The sequence below is a fragment of the Paenibacillus senegalimassiliensis genome, from assembly GCF_001486585.1.
GTDB lineage: Bacteria > Bacillota > Bacilli > Paenibacillales > Paenibacillaceae > Fontibacillus > Fontibacillus senegalimassiliensis.
Window position 1 is genome coordinate 1829749 of record NZ_LN909046.1, and the last position, 20936, is coordinate 1850684.

General features: G+C 53.2%; 19 protein-coding genes. 5 read left to right on the forward strand and 14 right to left on the reverse strand.

What is annotated here, in order from left to right; all coding sequences use genetic code 11:
• Positions 1 to 25: 25 nt before the first annotated feature.
• On the forward strand, positions 26 to 916 hold the full coding sequence (locus BN3279_RS22545) for an AraC family transcriptional regulator (protein WP_059054158.1): 891 nt from the start codon (positions 26 to 28) through the stop codon (positions 914 to 916).
• Between the two features lie 113 nt (positions 917 to 1029).
• Positions 1030 to 1428 carry a YhjD family protein gene (locus tag BN3279_RS22550; RefSeq protein ID WP_059054160.1) on the forward strand — a complete coding sequence of 133 codons (399 nt, stop codon included), beginning with the start codon at positions 1030 to 1032 and terminating at the stop codon, positions 1426 to 1428.
• Between the two features lie 62 nt (positions 1429 to 1490).
• Here the strand turns inward: BN3279_RS22550 and BN3279_RS22555 are convergent, their stop codons facing one another.
• The 3 genes from BN3279_RS22555 to BN3279_RS22565 all read right to left on the reverse strand — a co-directional run bounded on the left by BN3279_RS22555 (position 1491) and on the right by BN3279_RS22565 (position 2822).
• Positions 1491 to 1715, reverse strand: a complete 225-nt coding sequence (locus BN3279_RS22555; RefSeq protein WP_059054161.1) for a hypothetical protein — start codon at positions 1713 to 1715, stop codon at positions 1491 to 1493.
• A gap of 99 nt (positions 1716 to 1814) precedes the next feature.
• On the reverse strand, positions 1815 to 2147 hold the full coding sequence (locus BN3279_RS22560) for a hypothetical protein (RefSeq protein ID WP_059054163.1): 333 nt from the start codon (positions 2145 to 2147) through the stop codon (positions 1815 to 1817).
• Between the two features lie 102 nt (positions 2148 to 2249).
• Positions 2250 to 2822, reverse strand: coding sequence for a xanthine phosphoribosyltransferase (locus BN3279_RS22565; RefSeq protein ID WP_059054165.1), 573 nt, complete (start codon positions 2820 to 2822; stop codon positions 2250 to 2252).
• Positions 2823 to 2998: 176 nt separating this feature from the next.
• Here BN3279_RS22565 and BN3279_RS22570 point away from each other — a divergent pair, with 176 nt between their 5' ends.
• Entirely contained in the window at positions 2999 to 4039 is a 1041-nt protein-coding gene (locus BN3279_RS22570; protein WP_059054167.1) for a YkvI family membrane protein, read from the forward strand.
• Positions 4040 to 4058: 19 nt separating this feature from the next.
• Here the strand turns inward: BN3279_RS22570 and BN3279_RS22575 are convergent, their stop codons facing one another.
• From BN3279_RS22575 to BN3279_RS22585, 3 genes are read right to left on the reverse strand one after another with little or no spacing between them, the layout of a single operon-like run.
• Positions 4059 to 6893, reverse strand: coding sequence for an AAA family ATPase (locus BN3279_RS22575; protein WP_059054169.1), 2835 nt, complete (start codon positions 6891 to 6893; stop codon positions 4059 to 4061).
• Positions 6890 to 8218 carry a metallophosphoesterase family protein gene (locus BN3279_RS22580; RefSeq protein WP_059054171.1) on the reverse strand — a complete coding sequence of 443 codons (1329 nt, stop codon included), beginning with the start codon at positions 8216 to 8218 and terminating at the stop codon, positions 6890 to 6892. The genes BN3279_RS22575 and BN3279_RS22580 overlap by 4 nt, the downstream gene beginning before the upstream one ends.
• Before the next feature lie 17 nt (positions 8219 to 8235).
• Positions 8236 to 9357, reverse strand: coding sequence for a glycosyltransferase family 4 protein (locus BN3279_RS22585; RefSeq protein ID WP_059054173.1), 1122 nt, complete (start codon positions 9355 to 9357; stop codon positions 8236 to 8238).
• A 180-nt stretch (positions 9358 to 9537) separates the two neighbouring features.
• Between BN3279_RS22585 and BN3279_RS22590 the strand changes: the two genes are divergently transcribed.
• Positions 9538 to 11088 carry an RsmB/NOP family class I SAM-dependent RNA methyltransferase gene (locus BN3279_RS22590; RefSeq protein WP_059054174.1) on the forward strand — a complete coding sequence of 517 codons (1551 nt, stop codon included), beginning with the start codon at positions 9538 to 9540 and terminating at the stop codon, positions 11086 to 11088.
• Between the two features lie 256 nt (positions 11089 to 11344).
• The gene (locus BN3279_RS24105) at positions 11345 to 11440 is read left to right on the forward strand and encodes a sporulation protein YjcZ (protein ID WP_198343589.1); all 96 of its coding nucleotides are present in this window, start codon (positions 11345 to 11347) and stop codon (positions 11438 to 11440) included.
• A gap of 183 nt (positions 11441 to 11623) precedes the next feature.
• On the opposite strand, the gene BN3279_RS22595 is transcribed toward BN3279_RS24105, so the two are convergent.
• The 8 genes from BN3279_RS22595 to BN3279_RS22630 all read right to left on the reverse strand — a co-directional run bounded on the left by BN3279_RS22595 (position 11624) and on the right by BN3279_RS22630 (position 20804).
• Positions 11624 to 13876, reverse strand: coding sequence for an S-layer homology domain-containing protein (locus BN3279_RS22595; RefSeq protein ID WP_059054176.1), 2253 nt, complete (start codon positions 13874 to 13876; stop codon positions 11624 to 11626).
• Positions 13877 to 13939: 63 nt separating this feature from the next.
• Positions 13940 to 14710: a prolipoprotein diacylglyceryl transferase gene (locus BN3279_RS22600; protein ID WP_059054178.1), complete on the reverse strand. Its 771-nt coding sequence runs from the start codon at positions 14708 to 14710 to the stop codon at positions 13940 to 13942.
• A gap of 328 nt (positions 14711 to 15038) precedes the next feature.
• Positions 15039 to 15854, reverse strand: a complete 816-nt coding sequence (locus tag BN3279_RS22605; RefSeq protein ID WP_059054180.1) for a Cof-type HAD-IIB family hydrolase — start codon at positions 15852 to 15854, stop codon at positions 15039 to 15041.
• Positions 15855 to 15912: 58 nt separating this feature from the next.
• On the reverse strand, positions 15913 to 16704 hold the full coding sequence (locus BN3279_RS22610) for a pseudouridine synthase (RefSeq protein ID WP_059054182.1): 792 nt from the start codon (positions 16702 to 16704) through the stop codon (positions 15913 to 15915).
• 2 nt (positions 16705 to 16706) lie between these two features.
• Positions 16707 to 18245: an RsmB/NOP family class I SAM-dependent RNA methyltransferase gene (locus tag BN3279_RS22615; protein ID WP_059054184.1), complete on the reverse strand. Its 1539-nt coding sequence runs from the start codon at positions 18243 to 18245 to the stop codon at positions 16707 to 16709.
• Between the two features lie 123 nt (positions 18246 to 18368).
• Positions 18369 to 18863, reverse strand: coding sequence for a DUF309 domain-containing protein (locus tag BN3279_RS22620; RefSeq protein WP_059054186.1), 495 nt, complete (start codon positions 18861 to 18863; stop codon positions 18369 to 18371).
• Complete coding sequence (locus BN3279_RS22625) at positions 18853 to 19668, reverse strand: GTP diphosphokinase (protein ID WP_059054188.1); 816 nt, start codon at positions 19666 to 19668, stop codon at positions 18853 to 18855. Before BN3279_RS22625 ends, BN3279_RS22620 begins: the two co-directional genes overlap by 11 nt.
• A gap of 41 nt (positions 19669 to 19709) precedes the next feature.
• Positions 19710 to 20804, reverse strand: coding sequence for a quinone-dependent dihydroorotate dehydrogenase (locus BN3279_RS22630; RefSeq protein ID WP_059054190.1), 1095 nt, complete (start codon positions 20802 to 20804; stop codon positions 19710 to 19712).
• Positions 20805 to 20936 lie beyond the last annotated feature (132 nt).

Genomic DNA, 20936 nt, shown 5'->3' on the forward strand with positions numbered 1-20936 from the left:
TTTCAACCTGCTTGGAGGGTAACCTGTGAACTCATCCATCTTGCATTTCATTTCTCCGCCCATTCCCTATTTCGTGGATTGCGGTCATGCTTCTTACGATGAAGGTGACCACCATATTAACCGCAACTGTATCGGCGTGTTCGACCTGATTGTTGTGATCAAGGGCATGCTTCCCGTGGCGGAGGACGGTCAGTGCTGGGAGGTGCATGAAGGGGAATTTCTAATTCTGCGTCCCGATGGACATCATTATGGCGCCGCTCCCTGCCAGGAGGAGACAAAGATCATCTGGATTCATTTCCAGACCTTCGGCAGTTGGAACGAATGCCATTCGATGGATGATTGTCTGGAAGGACAAGCCCAATTGATTGAAAATCATAAGCAGAAAGCCTTCGTAAATCATGCCGATGTCTGCTCGATCTTCCTTCCCAAGCACAGGATAATCGCTCCCAAGGCCATGGAGGTACTCGATTTGTTCTTCGCCCAGGAGCATGAACCGCAATCGTTGCGTAACTGGAACAGACAGGCCTCCTTTCAACGCTTTCTCCAGCATCTCGACCGTGATCTGGCCTCTCCTTCCGATGCCACGGCCATTCAATTAGCCGAACAAATCGAGCTCTTCATCCGCCACAATTACACCCGTAACATTACGAATTCCCTACTTAGAGATGAACTGAACTATCACCCGAATTATTTGGCCAAAAGTATGCTCAAGGCCTATGGAATGACACCTATCGCTTATCTGCAAAATTATCGAATCGAGCAGGCCAAGCGGTTACTGCTACAGACCTCCTGGTCCGTTGCCCGCATCGCGGAGGAGGTTGGCTTCCACCACGTCTCCCACTTCTCTTCCTGCTTCTCGCGGAAAGAGGGGTTATCTCCAACCGGCTTCCGCAGCAAATTTATCCGGGAGCGTTAACCACGTTCGCAAGCCGCCGCATCCAGCTTATTCCATAAGCCATCCCCTTGATAAATACAGCAAAACAGGAGTATGATAAGAACATAAGTTCGCATTTTAAGGGGTGTTGATGCATGGCCGTTCCCGGTCTACACGAAGATGATTTGGCCTTAATCAAGAGTGCACTGTTGCTTGAATGCTTACAGCGCATATTTCAACGGGATGCTCGGGTCCTGGAGCAAAGTGGGGTGCTCAAAAGTCCGGATGTCTATGTTGATTTTATTCGCCACGGGGAGAGCCGGGCATCCGTTGTACTGGCGGAAATCCACGGTCAATTCCGGCAACGGAACATCGAAATTTATCGAATTAGTCAGGATGAGCACGGTATTCGGGCGGAGTATCGCTGCCGGGGCTTCCATGGCAAGATGAACATCTTCTGGTCTGCGCTTCAGCAGGAGGTATCCGAGCGAATGCGAGCTTACCTGAGCGGCAGCGGGGAAACCCCTACGCGGTCCAGAGCCAGGCGCACATAGCAAAGGGAGCCTCCCTATTGGAGACTCCCTGCTCACTTCGGCATAATTCTGCTTACGCCAATTTATTCGTTCAGACCTTCCATAGAAGCCCGGGGCTCCCTAGAAGGCTGGTAAATATAATTACGATCCAGCTTAACTACGTTGCGGTTCGGTCTGCGAATCAGCACATGAGTATCATCCCAGGCTACGACTACGCCCCGAATATCATTACTCTCGATGCCATCACGCACCACCCGCACCTTCTCGCCGGACAATCGATACTGATCCAACTGCTCGTCCGAAATCATGGAACGTTACCTCCCAACTATCCAATCAAAAGACTCCGATGGTCAGACCAGGCGGAGTCTTCCTATACTGCTATTTACTTGACCACACTAGAGGTAGTGTTAACGCGAAGCATGTTCCTTGCTATCATTAGTCTCAAACCAGAAATCAAGCACCTTGGCCGACATCACTCGTTGCTCCAGATACCCCACCTGTTGCGGACTGAACTCTTCCTTCCAGGGTACATCAAGCTCTTGGCACAGCCCTGCTATCGTTAATAATTCCGACCATGCGACATAGCGTTTGTACCAGAAAAACTGGGGATGTTCAAGCATATAGGGATAAAGGTCATCAAACTCCGTATGTTTACAATCCAGAGCACGTTCAAACGTAATCTTTGCCTCGGACAATTTCGTCAGAAAAAACGCTGCATCTACCGATAATTCTTTCCCCATTCTTTAAGCCTCCTCTCCCTAGTAATCCCCATTATAGCGAAAAAACGCAGGCCTGCAAAGGATTAACCGTAAATTGGCGGTTTTTCCTTTACTCCCTGTTGCTCAATCGGCAAACGTAATTTGTCCGCCCTCCAGCGAAGCAATACGCGCCAAAGTTTCCAAGCGAATTCCCTGATCCCGAATCGCCTGGGCTCCGGATTGAAAACATTTCTCTACAATTATGCCTGCTCCCACCAACTCGGCGCCAGCACGGCTAATAATCTTGATCAGCCCTCGTGCAGCATCGCCATTGGCGATGATATCGTCGATGAACAGCACCTTGTCAGTCTCCGCAATAAATTCTCGTGACACCAGAATGTCCGTAACAATACCCTTGGTGAATGAAGGGACCCGCTCGCATAGCATGTCCGCCTCTGCCAGCAGCGTCTTCTTCCGCCGGGCAAAAACCAGTGGCACACCTAATTCATAAGCCGTTGCAAATGCCACGGCGATCCCTGACGACTCCACCGTAATGACTCGGGTAACGCCGCTGTCGGCAAAGCGCTTGGCAAACTCTTTGCCCATTTGCATCGTAAGTTCAGGGTCTACCTGATGATTAATCAATCCGTCCAATTTCAGTACCTGGTCCGAAACAATGACGCCTTGCTGGACGATCTTTTGTTTTAATAGCTCCATACCTTTTCCTCCAAAGATCATTTTTCTATAGCGAAAGCTCAGCCAAGTCAGCGTGACAAGCGTATTTCATGTCCTACGGCTGGCTTGTTCAGCTATCGCTACAGGTTTTAAGTCATGTCCCGTTCCTGGACAACATACCTTGTACTATATATAGCACAAGAGCCGGGGGGAAAACCATGAAAAATGCCGTGAAAATTTTGCAAATTGCATTCACTTATATTGGCACCGTCGTTGGAGCAGGCTTTGCGACGGGACAAGAGATCCTGCAATTTTTCACCCGATACGGCAAATGGGGAGTATTGACCATCATGCTCTCCACGGTCTTGTTCATCTGGCTGGGTACGAAAATGATGCTGCTCGCCCGCGACATCAAGGCTGTATCCTACGAGGACTTGAACCGCAAACTGTTTGGCGAACGCATCGGCAGGACGCTAAGCCTGTTCACTCTTATTGTCTTGATCGGTGTCAATAGCGTGATGCTGGCCGGGGCCGGCTCCGTCTTCATGGAGCATTTGGGGCTTCATTATCAGACAGGCCTGTGGATTACGCTGATTTGTACCTACTTGCTGCTGGGCAGAGGCATTCAGGGAGTCCTTCAGCTTAATTCCGTCGTGGTGCCGATGATGTTGCTCCTCTCCCTGGCCATTATCTTCAATACAGCCGGCTCACCGGGGGCAACCCGGTTTCTGACGCTGGATACCGATAGTACCATGGTAGCAGCATGGGCCGCACCACTCATGTATTCGGCCTTCAACCTGTCGATGGCCCAGGCGGTGCTTGTTCCCATCGGAAGCCACACCGAGAACCGCCGGGTCATTGTCCTTGGCGGGGCGCTTGGAGGAGCCGGTGTCGGCTTTATGCTGATGGCGGGCCATTTTGCTTTATCGGCTTATATGCCAGGAATCGTCCAATACGAAATTCCTATGGGCAGCATTGCGCAGCAGCTTGGAACAACCATTCAGCTTATTTATGTGCTGCTGATTTTTATGGAAATATTCAGTACCTTTGTTGCCGATGTATACGGCGTCACCCTGCAATTACAGCAACGCATCAAAGTTCCTCCCATGCTGATCTCCGTAACCATCTTGTGCATCTGTTATATGACCAGTCAGTTCGGCTTCAGTTCCCTGCTCACCGTACTGTATCCCGTATTCGGTCTATTCAGCCTGTTCTGGGCGCTGATGCTTGGCCTGTATCGGAGGCCCTCGCGGCCCTGACTAAAATGACCTATTATCCTTATAATCTGACGATGTGCGCTGTAGGCATCATCGCCTGGACCCGGCTCACTACATGCTCATGACAGGTCATCATGACAATCTGCTGGCGTCCCGCCACACCCTGCAGCACTGACAGCGTCCCTTCCAACCTAACGGCATCAAAGTTAACGAACAGGTCATCCAGCAACAGCGGCAAGCTGCTCCGCCCGGCTACGGCTCCGGATAAAGCCAGCCGCATGGCCAAATACAACTGCTCGGCCGTTCCCCGGCTTAACAAGGCACTGTCCAGCGGCCCATGTACGGCATGCTCAGCCATCAGTTCCTGGCTACCTATCTTCATGAAGATTTTCTTATACACCCCGCCGGTCATCTGGGCAAAAAATTCCGAAGCCGCCTGCAACACGGCGGGCTGGCGTTCTTCCTCATATACCCGGCGAGTGCGACCAATTAATTCATGGCACACCGCCATGACTGCATATTGATCCAGCAACTCCGTAAATTGCGCCTGCTGCTCGGCAAGCTGCTGCTGCAAATCCTCCTGACGGCACCGCATCTCCAGGCTTTCCTGCTCCTGCAGCAGACGGCCCCGCTTCTCTTGCAGCTCCTCCCCGTTACGCTCAGCCAGCTTCAAGGCTTGCTCAGCTTCTTCCCATTGCTGCGCCAGTTCGGTCTCATCCGCTCCTTGCAGCAATTGCTCCAGTTCAGCCGACCTGCGCTCGTCCAGCCCGGCGAACAATAACAGCTCGGACTGCCGCAGTTCGCGTTCCAGCACCTCGCGTCGTTCCATAGCCGCGCCCAAACGTAGCAACTCCTCGCCGGAACGAACCCCGGCTTCCGTTAAGAGTGCTTGCTCCAACTGCAACACCTGTTGCACGCGATCCTCTAACCTTCGACCTTCTTCCAGCGCCGACAGCAAGGTGGTTCCTAACTGATCGTAATTCCGTTTGTGTTCAAGCTCCCGCTCCAATTGCTCTAGCAGCCGCGGCAATATATGTGTAGGTACGCTACCTTGCTGGCTGGGCTGCTGCTCGTCATAGCCTGATTCCTTGATATCATGGTCAACCGCTTCCTCATCCTGCATTACTCCCGGCCAGGTTATAGCACGGCATTCCCGTTCAAATTGCTCAATCTGCGCCTTAAGTGCGGTGCATTTCTCCGTTAGAGTATCATAACGGCCCAGAAGCTCCCGGCCGTGCTCGGCCAGACGGAACACCTCCAGCGCTGCCTCGGGTGACAAGCTTACAGACACCCGCCGCTCGGCAAGCCACTCTTCCCATTCCCCGGCAAGCTGGCCAAAGGCTTCCTCTCGCCGGACCAATTCACGCTCCATGGCCTGCAACTCATCCTTAGCGGCCTTCATCCTGCCAAGCGTTAACTCCGCTTCGCTCTCCAGGGTCACATGCCGCTGCTCCCACAGCAGCCATTCCTCCATCAAACGACGCAACTGCCGCTCCTCCTCGTCCCAATTGACCGGGCCGTGCAGCTTCGCGTCAGCGCGGGAGGCAGCCCCGGAAGCGGCAGTGTACGGATGGCGAATCAGCCGGGCGAACAGCTTGGCCAAGCCCGCCTCCGCGCCGTCCTCCGCGCTCGCCGCCGCCCGCTCCAGCTTGTAGCGCTCGCTGCGCAGCAGTTCCATCTCCCGGTCATACGACGTGAACCGGGAGAGAAAGCGGCGAACGCTTTCCCGTTCGCCAACCGTCCCGGCGAAGTCGCGCAGATCCCGCGTTCGCCAATCCGGGTGAATGCTGCGCAGGCATTCACCGAGTCTGGCCCCAAGCTGGGCAGATTCCGCCTCCAGCTTGGCCAGCTCGGCCTGCCCGGCTTCATACCCCGGCAGGCGAGCGGCCAGTTGGCGCAGTATGGACTCCTGCGCCAGCACCTCCTTATCCGGGAGATACAGGGCCTGCTCCGCCAGCAGTGACTCCCGCCGCCGCGCCCATTCATTTTGCTCCAATTGCAGGTGCTCCCGCTGCGCTTGCAAGGCTTGCCATCGCGTCACCCCTTGTCCGGGGAAGCGAGCAACCTCTGGCAATGCCGTGAGCTCTGCCCGAATAGCCTCCCTGTGCAGCCAGTCGCCCCGGACGCTCACCGCCTTGTGCAGCCTTGCCGCTTCCAGACTTAGCCGCTTGCGCTCAACCTCGCTGTCGGCAAGCTGCTTTGCCAGGGCCTCCAACTCCTCCAGCACGTCATTGTAACGCGGCAGCAGCGCTTTCGCTGCTTCAGCTTCGCGCTCCAGCCGCTCCAGCTCCTGAAGCAACCGGGCGATCTCCTGCGTCCGGCCACGCGGACGGTACAGCTTGTCCATCTCCTGAACCAGCTTCTTCTCGCCACGCAGCACCCCTGCACCCCCGCCGATTCCGGCATGGAACAAATAACGGCTCAATTCGCCGGACTGCAAAGCGCCAACCTCCTGCAACTCCGTCAGCGACACCGCGAACAGTTGCCTGAACATCACCTTGGACATACCGCCTAGCAATTCCCTCTGCATTTGCTCCTGCGTGACCTCACGGACCTGCCCGTCCTCGCCGCTACGGGTAATTCGCAAGCGGTCTCCCCGCGTCCCCGGCAAATTCCGGCCTTCTGGTGGTTGGGCATAACGTTCGATCATCCAGCGGCTCCCGTCTTCCGACTGAAGCGTCAGCGCTCCCCCATGGACACCGCCCTGCAGCGGCTCATAACGCTCCGCCGTCTGCGCGCGCGATGGAATACCAAACAACATGGCTCGCACGAAGCCAAGCAAGGTGCTTTTTCCCGCTTCATTTGGACCGTACAGCACCGTCACCTGGTCCGGAAGCTCGATATCCAGTCCATTCAGACGACCAAAGCCACTGATCTGCATCCGCTCCAGCTTCATGATGGCAGCCTCCCTTCAGGTTCTTCCGCCAGCAAGGTGGCAGCCATCTCCTCGGCACGACGCAGCAAATCCGCCTTGTCCATCGTCCAAAGCTCTTTAAGCTGACGACGAATCTGGCGGTTTCCTTCCAAGGTCGCCAAGGCCTGCGCCGCAATATCACCTAGTAATTCCTCATCGCTGGATGCCTTGTCCCCCAACCTGAGCAGTTCCCCTAGAAAGCTATCCTCGGACAGCAACTGCTCCCGGTCCAGCTCAGTTCCGGTCTCTGCCCGCAAGCTCGCCGGCCAGACAATTCCCTGAGGTAGTAAGGACGAGTCTGCATGTAGGTCCAGTTCTGTCAACCTTAAGCTCTCTTGTCGGCGCAATTCCTGCAACAACTCCGTGGTCTCACCTTCCGATTGCAGCAACGTATGCAGCGGTCCCCGCCCGGTGAATACCAGGCGGACCACCGTGATTTTGCCCGGCTCCTCTTCCCTGAGCTCGTCTAGCCGTTCCTCGACCCGTGTTTTCCACGCTTCTTCTGTATCCAGATCATCAATCGGGAGCCCCACCTCTAGCCACACTACCTGCTCCAGTCTTTGAAAGGACAGCTCCGCCTCGCCATTCTCCTGAACGTCAACGATATAGCATCCTTTAGGCCCCGTCTCCTTCAGACTGCGTCCCTGAATATTTCCAGGATAGACCACCCACGGAGCCTCGCACAAAATTTGCCGCTTGTGAATATGGCCCAGTGCCCAATAATCGTATCCTGAGGCCCGCAAATCAGCCAGGGAGCAAGGCGCATATGCATCATGCCCTTCCTGACCATCTACATTGGCATGCAGAAGGGCAATATGATACAGCGATGAGTCCGGCTCCCGATGATATTGCAAGGACAGATTATCGTTCACTGCTGCGGTCTTGTACGAAATGCCGGTCACCACCGCCACAGGCTGGCCGTCCCTGCGCCGGACGGCGGTCACGCTCTCGACCTCGGCACCAAACTCCTTGACATGCGGGGGCAAAGCAAGTCGCAGACGCCTGCTGGATAAGGGATCGTGATTGCCCCGAATGAAATACACCGGAATGCCATGCTTCCCGAGCTTATCCCAGCCTTCCCTTAATCGAAGTTGTGCTCTTAGAGATGAATCCGCCGCATCGTAAATATCTCCGCTAATGACGACGAAATCAACTTCTTCCTGGATAGCCAGTTCAATAAGGTGATTGAATGCCGCAAAGGTAGATTCCCTTAAATAGGCGCGCAGCCGATCCGGCACGCCGGACATCCCGGAGAACGGGGTGTCCAGATGCAGATCGGCCGCATGAAGGAAACGAAAATTATTCATTCTCAAAGACCTCTCCCTTATTTGAATTGCAGGTATAATGTCTTCAGTTCATGGACTACACGATTGAGTGAATATTGGGATTTTGCCTTCTCCGAACCACTGCGAGCCAGTTGATACCGATAGTCCGGATCGACGATGACCTTCTCCAGGGCCACAGCAAGTGCCACGGGGTCCTCCGGTGGCACCAGCAGCCCGTTCATTCCATCCTCAATCTGCTCGGCAATCCCTCCAGTGGCTGTACCGACCAGTGCCAGGCTGCAAAGAGCCGCCTCAGCAAATACGGACCCAAATGCCTCCGCCCGGGAAGGAAGTACGAAGATATCGAAGAAGGGCATGAATTCCTCCGGATGCAAGGTATAACCATAAAAAATAGTTTCATCATAAATCCCCAGCTTCTGTGCCAGTTGCTCCAATTCCTGACGGATCGGTCCGTCCCCGATAATATGCAGCACATAATTATGGCCACGCTTCTTCAACTCAGCGCAAGCATGGAACAGGGTGTCCAGCCCCTTGGCTGGCACCAGACGACAGACCGTGACCAGTTGAGCCACCTCATTTTCATGAGGAACAGGCTTAAATCGCTTCTCGTCAAACCCGTTAGGAATGACCCCAATCAACTCAGGATGCTGCACATAAGGGGATAAATACTCAGCAAAGGACTGCGACACGGTAAACAACCGATCTGTGCGGTGCTCCAGTTCCCCATACAATGAGGTCAGGAAACGGTGCTCCGGCCCGTTCTCCTTGATCCGTCCGTTCAGAATCAGCTCCCTTTCATAACTGGAGTGGATGCTTTGGACCAATGGTGTTGCCGGGAATACCTCCTTCATCGCAAGTCCCGCAATCGGATGATGAGAATGAATCAGTTCATAAGGCTGTTTGATTCTGAGCTTCGTCCACCAGAGGTAATCACGGTAGGTCTGAACATACTTCTGAACGATGGGACTCTCTCCGTATTGCTGCCAATCGAAGGTATGAAATTCCACATGGTCGCTTCCCTTCGAGCGAATCCGCTTCGGCAAGGAGAATAATTCCATCTCCCAATGAGGAGGGTTAAACCGGTCTTGCAGATGAGGAATCATTGAAGATACGCCCCCGGGCTGTTCCGGCGGGAAAAATAAAGCCTGCAGCAATTTCATAGAGGTTCTCCTTTGCTTGTCGTTCTAATTGAACCAGGTTACACGCAACATTTGCTTCTTTTTCCATTATGCCATAGCCAGGGTGGAACATCCATTCCCCTTTTGAGAATAAAAAACAATATGGTACACTGCTGAAGTAGAATTTGTAGCCGTCTTATTTGGAAGGAGCTCTGATCATTCATGATTCATCCACCACTCCCGGAGGCCTTCAAGGAGGCTGTACAGGCCATGCTTGGCCCAGCGTCTGCGAAGGCTTTTCTGGATAGCTATAACGATTCCCGTACCTATGGGTTACGGCTTAATACATTGAAGGTAGCCCCCGGCTCCACAGCAGAGCGCAAGCTTACAGAACTGTTTGACTTGCGCGAGGTGCCTTGGTGCCCTGCCGGGTATTACTACGAAGAGGTGACAAGACCGGGACGGCATCCCTATCATGCCGCCGGGCTGTACTATATTCAGGAGCCCTCCGCCATGTCGGCCGTTGAGCTACTGGACCCTCAGCCGGGTGATACCGTGCTTGATCTGGCGGCGGCTCCCGGTGGCAAAACAACTCAAATTGCGGCCAAGCTGGCAGGGCAAGGCCTGCTGATCAGCAATGAAATCCACCCGCAACGGGCCAAAATTCTGGCCGAGAACGTGGAGCGCCTTGGCATTCGTAACGCCATCGTTACCCAGGCAACGCCACCTGCCTTATCAGCGCGGTTCCCGCTGGCCTTTGACCGGATTATGCTCGATGCCCCTTGCTCGGGGGAAGGCATGTTCCGCAAAGACCCGGATGCCATTGCCGAGTGGTCGCCAGATTCAGTGGAGTTATGCGCTTCTCGTCAGTGGGATATTTTGCAGGATGCGGTAGCTATGCTGAAGCCGGGAGGACGTCTTGCCTACTCGACCTGCACCTTCAACCGGCGGGAGAACGAGGAGACGATCGCCCGGCTGCTCGCGGAGCACTCATACCTGCACCTGATTGTGGAGAAGCGCGTGTGGCCGCACCTGGAGCAAGGCGAAGGTCATTACGTCGCCTTGCTTGAACGCATCACTGACGCCCAGGAAGCCGGGGATAGCCACGGAGAACGTGCTGCTCTGCGCGTAGGCGTGCGCAGCGACAATACCCGCAGCTCGGTAGAACCGGAAGCGGCAGGACGTTTGGCTCGCGAGAAAAACGCAGGCGGCCGTAAGCACGGGCGAGAGCAAGGCCGCGGGCCGCGCCAAAGCCGTAAGCACGGGCCTGCGGGCCGGGACACCATCGCAGCCTGGGAGGCCTTCCGTGCCTGGGCTGCGGAGGAACTTCCCGCCTTCCAGCCCGAACAGGAGGCGGTCAGCAGCACCCCGCTCTTGTTCGGCGAAGCGCTCTACCTGCTGCCGACAAGCCGCAGCCTGTCGCTGTCGCCAGAGCAACTCACCGGCCTGAAGGTCCCCCGCGCCGGACTTCATCTCGGCGACGTTCGCAAGGGCCGGTTCCAGCCCGCTCACGCGCTGGCGATGGCACTCAGCGCGCAGGAAGCGGCCTCGCGTCTATGGACGCTTAGCGAGGACTCTCCCGCCGCAGACGCCTTTCTGCGTGGCGAGACCCTGGAGGTGCCGCCGGACTTGCGCGGCTGGCACCTGGTCACCATCGCCTGCGGCGATGACTACTACCCGCTTGGCTGGGGCAAAGCCAGCGGCGGTCAACTCAAGAACCATCTGCCCAAGGGGCTGCGCTTAGCGGGCGCCTCAAGCTGGTCCAAGCCATGAGACAATTTGGGCTTGTCACAAGACTAACTGGAAAAGTTCCCGTTCACTGCTTCCGGCTTCATATTTACGAAACCGACTTTTTGAACACGGACTTTTAACTGGAATTTCTCCTGTTAGTTTTAATTTATTTTCGAACCAGCCCCGCCCGTTTTCTCCCTCACCCGTTAAAAGCCCGGACCAGGAATGGCCGGGCGGCATACAATGCGGTATCTCGTGAAATACGGGAACCCTATCCTGATGTAAGGGAGGAATAACAATGGGTGAAATCTATGGAGGTGGCTTCACTTCAACCGGAGCCATTCTGGTGCTGTTCATCTTGCTCGTTATCATTTCCCGCGCCATTCTGGTCTAACGGAATGCCTTCGAGAGCGGATAGAATCCTTCGGGATTCTTCCGCTCATTTTTTTGAGCGTGGCGCAAACTCGTAAAGCAAAGAAGAGGCCTGCAAAACCCACTGTATTGTGGTTTTGCAGGCCTCTTCGTTTTTGCTTGGGATCGTTATCCCTGTCTCTCTTTCTGCTACAACCCTTTTTCGTTATCTCGACAGTAAATTGTACAAGATTTGTGCAGCCTGCGCACGAGTCGATAATTGCTGTGGATTTAGCTTGCCTTCGCTACCTGTAATTACCCCTCCCGCAAGCAAAGCCTCGAATGCAGGTTTGGCATAATCTGCGATTTGATCGGCATCGCTATATTGATCCAGATTACCTGATGCTGTTCCTACCGTACCGGCTGGAAGCTTACCCAGAGCCTCCAGGGCACGATGCAGCAATGCCAGCAAATCCTGACGCGACAGATCTGCTTCCGGAGCAAAGCGGTTGTCCCCCACTCCTCCGGCAATACCCAGCTTCTTGGCAGCAGCCAGATAACCGCTGTAATAAGCATCTCCTGCATCAGCGAAGTTGTCTGCCCCTTCGGCTTCCGGGGCAATACCATAAGCTTTCAGAAGCAAGACCACGAATTGTCCCCGGCTCAACTTGGCATTAGGACTGAAGTGTTCATTATCCGTTCCTGACGCAATATTGCGGGAGGTAAGGAATTCCACTGCCGGGTAATACCAGGCATCCGTAGCTACATCCACAAATTCACCTGACCGAATCGTTAATTGGATCGCCTGACCCGGAGCATAAGAGATGGCGGTTGCTCCGTCCTTGGTTGTTGGACCTTGGTATCCCGGTTTAGCCGCATAACGAATTTCATACGTTCCCGGCGTCAATCCGGTAATTGAGGAGCCTGTAGCCTTCGTAAACTCCACTTCACCTAACAACCTGTATTCCAGAGCAGCGGAAGTTCCGGTAATTTGGCCGTCCGCACTCTCCTTGGAACTGGCCTTCACAGCCTGCACGCCTGATGGCGTAGCTTCCAATCTGCTATATAAAGCATCCAGCGCCTTGGCGAAGTTCTGATATCTTGCCCCTACAGGGAATTCCTCGCCTTCCTTCGAATAATCTGGTTGAATATTCGTCCAGGAGTACATCAGTTCGATATGTCCAAGAATAGGTGCACGATTGCCATCCGCATCCTTATTGTCCTTGTTGTAGACGAACAGGTACGGAACCTGGAGTCGGTCACCGGAGATGACTTTCCCCGCACTATTGGTGTAATCAATCGTCCGCGGTTCCTCTGCGGAATTATTTTGCGTAATAATATTCGTCAGATAAGTGTTAACCAAGTCCACATACAATTTGGCATACGGGTGATCGGTAGTACGAATTTGCAGGTCCTCAGTGTTGTGAGGATTCTCTCCTCGCGGGCCACCTGTATTATTATGGGGCTCCGCTACCTTAAGACCGCCATCGAGCTTCGTATCGAAGAAATACACTTTACGGCTTCCATGGCTCGCAGCGTAATCATTGATATATTTGATGACCGCTTGCGTATTCGGGCACCATGAGCCACCCCACAGGATGACCGAGTTGCCTTCATGCTCAAGAATTTGACGCAACTGGTGATAGGTCACATGCTCGTAAATTAAATCCTGATCTGTTTCCTCGAAAATAATCTGGCCGGCATTCTCTCCCGCATAATTCCGGTTAAATGCCTCCTTAATATAATCAGATTCATTGATGGTCACATAATTGGAAGCTGATCCAAGCACTTCCCTGACCGCTTCCTTATATGCCGTTGTTTTCGTGGTATCCACCGCTCCGTTAGTCAGGAAATCTTCCCAAACCTTCGGCTCGTTCAAGTAAGCTACCACCGGGGCCGGCTTCCCATCCTCCCCTTTGTGATCCTTATTGTAAACAAACAGGAACGGGGAATTGATCTTATCTGCGGCAACCACAGATCCGTCTTCCTTTGTATAGCTGACACTATTATCTGGAGTACGCTGATCGTATAGGCTTAAATTTTTAAAATATTTATTTACGAGATCTACATACTTGTATGCGAAGGCATTGCCTGTATCAGCAATATCCAGACTTGCTCCATCCAGCTTGGTATCAAAGTTATAGATGGTCTTGATTCCCTGCTCCTTGGCAACTTCATTAATCAAGCCAATAGTTGCCTGCGTCTGCTCGCTCCAGGCTCCTCCAATCAACACGGCAAAGTTACCCTCGCTCTCAAATACATAAGCAATATCCTCATAGGTCGCCGTTTTGAAGACCGGATTAGAGTCATTCAGACGAGGATATACTTGGGCGAAATAATTAAAATCATTCGTAGGCGTTACCACGCTGGCTTGACTACCGGAGGCAGCACCAGCGACACCGGAGAAGACAAGTGGAACCACCAATAAGAATGCCAATAACCATGCTGTTGTTCTCTGAATTTGCGTAAATTTGTTCATATATTCCCCTCATTCTCTCCCAATAATTTAACTATTACTTGTTAACTTTAAATTGAAGCAGGATCAGCAATCTTCATCTGAGTCTGAAGAGGTCGATGGAGAAGCTGGAGCCGGCGATGGAGCGGCCGGTGCTGTTGCCGGGGCCGGCGTTTCCGTCTGTACCGCTGCTGGAGCTTTAGGAGAACTAGCCGGGGCAGAGCCTGCCGCCTCGGTTGCCTTAGGGCTTGCTGATGCCTTTGGCTGTTCCTTGGTTGCTTCCGGGGCTGGGGCTTTGGCCTCCTGCTTGTCGGTCACGGACGAGGTGGTGGCTGCAGCCTCCTTCGTCTTGGCCGGCTCAGAAGCTTTGGCAGCAGAGGTAGCTGGCGCCGCAGCCGCCTTCTCCGAATTATTGCTTACCGTCTTGGTGCTGCTTGGTGCTGTAGCCACCGGACTGGTCTTGGATGTTTCGGTCTTGCTCTCTTTGGCCAGTGCAGTAGACTGGGTAGCTGTTTCTACTGTCGAAGCAGGCTGGTCTGCCTGTGTCTTCTCCTCCGTGGATGTTGCCACTGAACCGGTGGTAGCTTCTCCTTGCCCGGCTTGCTGCTGTACCTCTTGCTCGGGCTTGGTTGCTGTCTCTTTAGTAGAAGTAGCCAGTTCAGTCTGTTGCTTGTCTTCGACTTCTTCCACCGCCTTGCCGTCTTGTTCAGCCGATAAGTTGGACTCCACACTCTGCTCTGGGGAGTTCGATTTGGCCGCCTCTCCCTCACGGACATATTTATTGGCAGATACCGCCGCAAAAGTTACTGCTGAGAATAAGAACGCCGAAGCAATGAGAAGTATCGCGGTTTTCTTCATTAGGTCACCTTTCCTTTCCATTATGTAGTTACTCACTTCATGACTGGCACTTTCTCCGGATAATAAAAAAAGACTCAACAAGCGCTGTTAAGCGCCCATTGAATCTCTGGCTGTCCAGTAGATCAATTCTTATTTATCCGTGTGCAGTTGATGCTATAGGCTGAGCTATCGATCAACCTATATTCATTGTAATCCCATCTTAAGACTAGGGATTAATTATGTCAATGGTTATTTTCAACCTGCTTCGTAGGCTCATGCCAAGAAGGACCGGAGCTCCTATAACCCCCCGATCCTCTCTCTACTAGTGTCTTCGTTTGTCTTCGTTTCCTTACTGAAGCTGCTCTTCAAGGCAATACCTTTGCAATGCCAGCTTTACACCTTCCTCATTGTTAGAAGCCGTAACAGCATCCGCCGCCGCCTTCACTTCCAGCGGAGAGTTATCCATAGCGACTCCTAATCCGGCATAGGTTAGCATCGTCAAATCATTATAGTAATTGCCGATAGCCATCACTTGCTCCGCAGGAATACCCCGCTTTTCGGCTAACTTCTGTAGCGCAGCCCCCTTCGAGGCCTCCTTATGCATCAAATCGATGAAGAAATCGCCGCTGCGCAGCATGTTAAATTCCTGTGTCCACAGGCTCCACTCCGAATATATATGGTCGAGTTCATCCATGCTTCCCGCAATCGTGAATTTAACGATCGGGTCCTCTAACTGCTCCCAGAGCGGCAGCTCCTGCGGCGCATCTATCATAAATTGACGGTACAAAGCCAGCGCCTCCTGACTTAACCCTGCCGCATTCTCAACGAAAATGCCAAAGGTCGTATTGATGTCAAAATGCACCTTATGCTTGCGGCAATAATCCATATAAGGCTCTAGTCCGAATGGATTCATAGCAAATTGATGGACGATTTCCTGGGTCTTCACATCTACCGTAGCCGCTCCATTATGAGTAATGACATAACCATCCAGCCCTAATTGCTCCATATAAGGAATTGAGCTTCTCGGAGCACGCCCGGTACACAGCACAAATTCCGTACCTTGGGCAGCAATGGCCCGTATGGTCTCCACGGTGCCTGGTGATAACTCGTGGTCATCATTAATCAGCGTTCCGTCTACATCCAAAGCGATCAGTTTGTATTTCATCTCCACGGTCTCCTTAGGTGTATTTGGATAATCTTTTATATGTCTTACTACAACCCTATCAAAGCCGCTCATTTCCCGCAAGGATATCCTTCGCAACCCTTTTGTAAGTACGCAGCGCCTCGATTTCCTCCGCGGTTAATTCCCGAAATTCTCCGAGGGGCAAGGTCTCATCCAGCACAAGCGGTCCCATCGACAAGCGCTTCAAATAAGTTACCTGTGAGCCTACCGCTTCGAACATTCGCTTGACCTGATGGAATTTCCCCTCGGAGATGGTAAGCCGGATTAGCGAACTCCGTACGCCCTCCTCGGATATACTATGGTCCAATACTTCCAGTTCGGCAGGCAAAGTCATATAGCCATCGTCCAGCGTAACGCCTTGACGAAAGCGTATCGCCTCTAAGTCCCCAACATGTCCGAGCACGTGAGCCTCATACGTTTTGGGTACATGCTTGCGGGGAGATAACAGATCATGGGCCAATTGCCCATCATTCGTTAATAACAATAACCCTTCCGTATCCTTGTCAAGCCGTCCGACGGGAAAAGGAGAGAACACTTGAAAGTCCACTGGTAGCAAGTCCAGCACCGTGCGGTCCCGCGCATCTTCTGTAGCCGAGATTACTCCCGGCGGCTTGTGCAGCATCAGATAGACAAATTCACGGTAGAAGATCCGCTCTCCGTCCAGTTCAATGACATCCGCAATAGGATCACATTGCAGTCCACTATCCTTTACTACCTTGCCACCGCAAGTGACTCTGCCTTGCTTGACCAGCTTCTTAAGCTCCGACCTGGTACCGTAACCAAGGTGCGCCAATATTTTATCCAATCGTTGCGTCTTCTTACCGCCACTCATGCTTACGTCCACCTCCACCCGGCAGGATATTCATTCTTAAGCAGTCCATCCTGCCATTTACTCCAACCCAGCGAGTATCCGTCCACAGCAACCAAGGTATAACCCTTAAGGTTAGCTCCCTCACGGCATTGAAGACGTTCCGCCTCCACCGTGAGCGTCTCCCCCTTCAAGTAGCGTATAGCCTCGCCAGTCTCTCCCGAGAGATGGAGAACCCGCAACGCTTCCTCCGGACGTAATGCCGTAGCCAGTGGATGGCCCGGGATAAAGCGCCCATTCTTCGCCGTACCAACATACCAGCCTGGTCTGACTACCTTCAGCACTTCAAGACGTTCCTTGGTCAGCGGGGACAGATACACATTTCCTCCATATAATAAGGGTTCCCCCATGAACGGTGCAGCAAGCTGCTCCCGGGCAAACCTGTACCAACTCTCCAGCACTTCCTGTTCATCCACTTGGTGGCGATCGCTCCCGTCCTGTGCGCCGGCCGCATGCCGCGACCGGCGCACAGGACGGGGCGTTCTTCTCCCCCGCGTGCTTACCGGTACCTCTTCCGAGGTATTCATCATCTTCTCAGCCGTAATCGGCCATTCTCCGCCTTCTATCCGCTCCAGCACCGCGAAGAAATGTCCCTCGCCTGCTACTTGATGTGGCCAAAGCCGACCGCAGCCTGCAGTCTGCCTGACCACATCAGGCGGGAAGGCTTGTCCATTCTCCTGTCTTCCCAGCCACTCCGGCCGTCCTGGCGCAATCCCGTTGTCTCTGGCCAGAGGAACCACTTGGAACTCCGGATGGGAGAGCAAGAATTCCGCGATCATCATCTCGTCCTCTTCCGGGGCGAACGTACAAGTGGAATAGACGATTCGGCCACCCGGAGCCAGCATCGCAGCCGCCGAGCTTAGAATTTCCCGCTGCATGGCGGCATACTTCAAGGTCCAGGCCGGCTCCCACAAGCGAGCCATATCCTCATCCTTGCGGAACATCCCTTCTCCCGAGCAAGGAGCATCGATCAGAATTTTATCGAAGTAATAGGGGAAGGATTCGGCAATTCGCTCTGGGGACTCATTTAGCACGACCGCATTCCGTACCCCGCAGAGCTCAATATTTTTGGCTAACGCTTTCGTGCGCTCCGCATGGATATCATTCGTTACAAGCAAGCCCGTTCCTTGTAGCTTACCGGCGATTTGCGTGGATTTCCCACCCGGAGCCGCACACAGATCCAGTACCCGATCTCCGCTTGTGACCTCCAATAGCTCCACCGGCGCCATGGCGCTTGGTTCTTGTATATAATACAGTCCCGCATGGTAATAAGGATGCTTCCCGGGCTTGATTGCCTCATCCACATAGTAGCCCGTTTCACACCAAGGAATTCCCTTTAATTCATAAGGGATTCGCTCCCGGAATGCCGCCTCTCCAATCTTAAGCGTGTTTATGCGTATTCCGGCGTAGCGCGGCTCCTCGTAAGAGGCCAGGAAGGCAGCAAATTCCTCCCCGAGCAGCTCCCGCATTCGCTCTATAAAGACTATCGGCAGTTGTATCGCCATATTTGTACCATCCAATCTGTGCAGACTAAATAAAAACAATGCTATTGTACCATAGCAGCCCCTGCAAGGCATTTGTGATTTTCATGAAAAAACCCGCCTCCCCGAGTCAGGAAAGACGAGTCATTATTCGCTTAGTGGTCCTGCTTTTCTTTGCTCCAGCTTGTAGAGCCGCTCCGCATGCTTGGGCCCGCGCTGAGGCTTCTGCTGCTGCGGATGGTTAGGAGCAATTTCCGTAGCAGCTTGATTCACAGCTTCGGCCAGCTCTGCATCCAGCACCCTAATCGTTAAGTCATAATATTTGAAAGGCGAGTCCGCCCCATCCGCAAGCTGCTGCACATACAGCTCCGTATCCTGGCGCAATTGACCCAGGTCGATGCCAAGCACATGTTCGGGATAGGGCCCAAGACGCTCCAAGGCCGATACTAACATCTTCCTGGCACCAAGCCGATTGCCTCGCCGCGCATGGAACAAGCCCACAGCCACTTGAAGCAACCCTTTATATAGCGGATCGTAGTTCTGTTCCAGCCACAGCTCTTCAAGCACCTCATGGCATTCGAAGTAATCCCGGTCCCGATTGAAATATACGAGATACGCCACATAGAGCGGCTCATAGCTCATCGCCGGGCTCCTCCACCTTCTTGTATTGCTTGATTAGCCCCTTAACGCCCACCAGCAAATCCTTGATGCCTTCAAAGTCCTTCACTTCCCACAATTCATTGAATCGGCGCTGGGCATCGATGGCCTCCGAGACCAGGTGGTAGAAATAAAGCTGGTGAATGGCCGCAAGCAGCGACGACACAATGTTGGCATCGTCCTCGAAGCTCTTCTGCGCAATCAAGATTTCCTGGCGGATGCTGGACATTTCATTATCGAGTACAAAAGCAGCTTCTCCCGCCTTTTTCAGCCGTTTGCGCATTTCGTCCGGCAAGCTCTCCCGATATTTATAGTTCAGGGAATGCTCAATGGTAGCCCAGAAATTCATCGCCAGCGTGCGAATTTGGATTTCGGCCAGAACAACCTTTTGTCCGAGCGCGGTTTGTACCGGATACTCGACAATCATATGGAAGCTGCGATAACCGCTCTCCTTGAAATTCGTAATATAGTCCTTCTCGTACAACACATTGAGGTCCTTGCGCATGCGAATATATTCCGCTACCCTGCGAATATCCTCCACAAATTGGCACATGATGCGAATGCCCGCGATATCCTCGATCCCGGTCTCCAGGTCATCAAGCGATACATCCAGCCGCTTTGCCTTATCAAGAATGCTGGATATTTTCTTAACCCTGCCGGTCACGAACTCTATTGGGGCGTACTCTTCCCGTTTCTTCAACTCGGAGCGCATCGTTTTAAATTTAACCTTCAACTCTTCAACGGCTTGTTCGTACGGAAGCAAAAATGTTTTCCAATCCCTACTGTCCATCCTTGTGCCTCCTGTCATTATACGCAGGCTAAAAAAGCCCGTTAACGGTGCGATGCTCCTATCGCCTCGGAGATATGCTTGAACCCGTCGCGCCGCAGCAGCTCTTGAAGCCCGCGATGAAGCTTGCGATTAATTTCCGGTCCTTCATAAATCATCGCTGTATATATTTCTACCAGGCTTGCGCCGGCGCGAATTTTCTCGTAGGCGTCCTCAGCAGTAAAAATCCCGCCGGAGCCGATAATCGGCAAGTTGCCGCCCGTTTGCGCGTAGACCCTGGAGATGATCTCCGTTGATCTAGCCGCCAGCGGACGTCCGCTCAGTCCCCCGGTCTCTTTAGCATTCTGATGACTTATGCCTTCGCGGGACAGCGTCGTATTGGTAGCAATTAATCCGGATACTCCGCTGCGTTGAATGGTATCGACCATGAATTCCAATTCACCATCGCTCACATCGGGAGCAATCTTGACCAGCACCGCCTTCGCTCCGCCATGGCGCTTCGCTTCCTCATCCATCTGACGGACCACCGCCGCAAGCAACGTCCCCAGTTCGCTGCCATGCTGCAATTTACGCAAATCCGGCGTATTCGGTGAACTGATGTTCACGACGAAGAAGTCCGCGTAAGGATACAAGGCGGAGATACACTTTTCATAATCCTGAAAAGCTTGCTCATTTGGCGTAACCTTGTTCTTGCCGATGTTAGCCGCAATCGGGATCGGACGTGACCTTAGAGCTTGAAGCCGCCCCGCCATCGCCTCCGCTCCCTGATTATTGAATCCCATTCGATTGATCAGTGCCTCATCAGGCGGAAGTCTGAACAGCCGGGGCTGCTCATTGCCGGGTTGACCTACCGGGGTCACTGTGCCAACCTCCATGAAGCCAAACCCTACCGCTGAAAAGCCGGGTACCGCATCAGCATTTTTATCTAGACCGGCAGCCAGGCCCACCGGAGAAGGAAAGTGTAGTCCAAATAAGTCCATAGCCAGTTCCGGCGTTTCCTGCACGCCATACATTCCGCGCAACAGGGACACTCCACCAGGAATGCGGCCAGCAGTATGTAATCCGTCAATAACCAGATGATGCGCTTTTTCCGGGTCCATCCGGAAGAATAGCGGCTTTCCTAATAAGCGATATAACACGTCTTCTCGTTCAACTCCGTTCCCTGCACTTGCCTTATTTTACTATTACCAGTTTAGCCGTTTCTGCTTCAAAAGAAAAGTTTAACCTCAAGGCAAAGTAAATCACCAAATCCAGGGATGGTATTCCAAAAT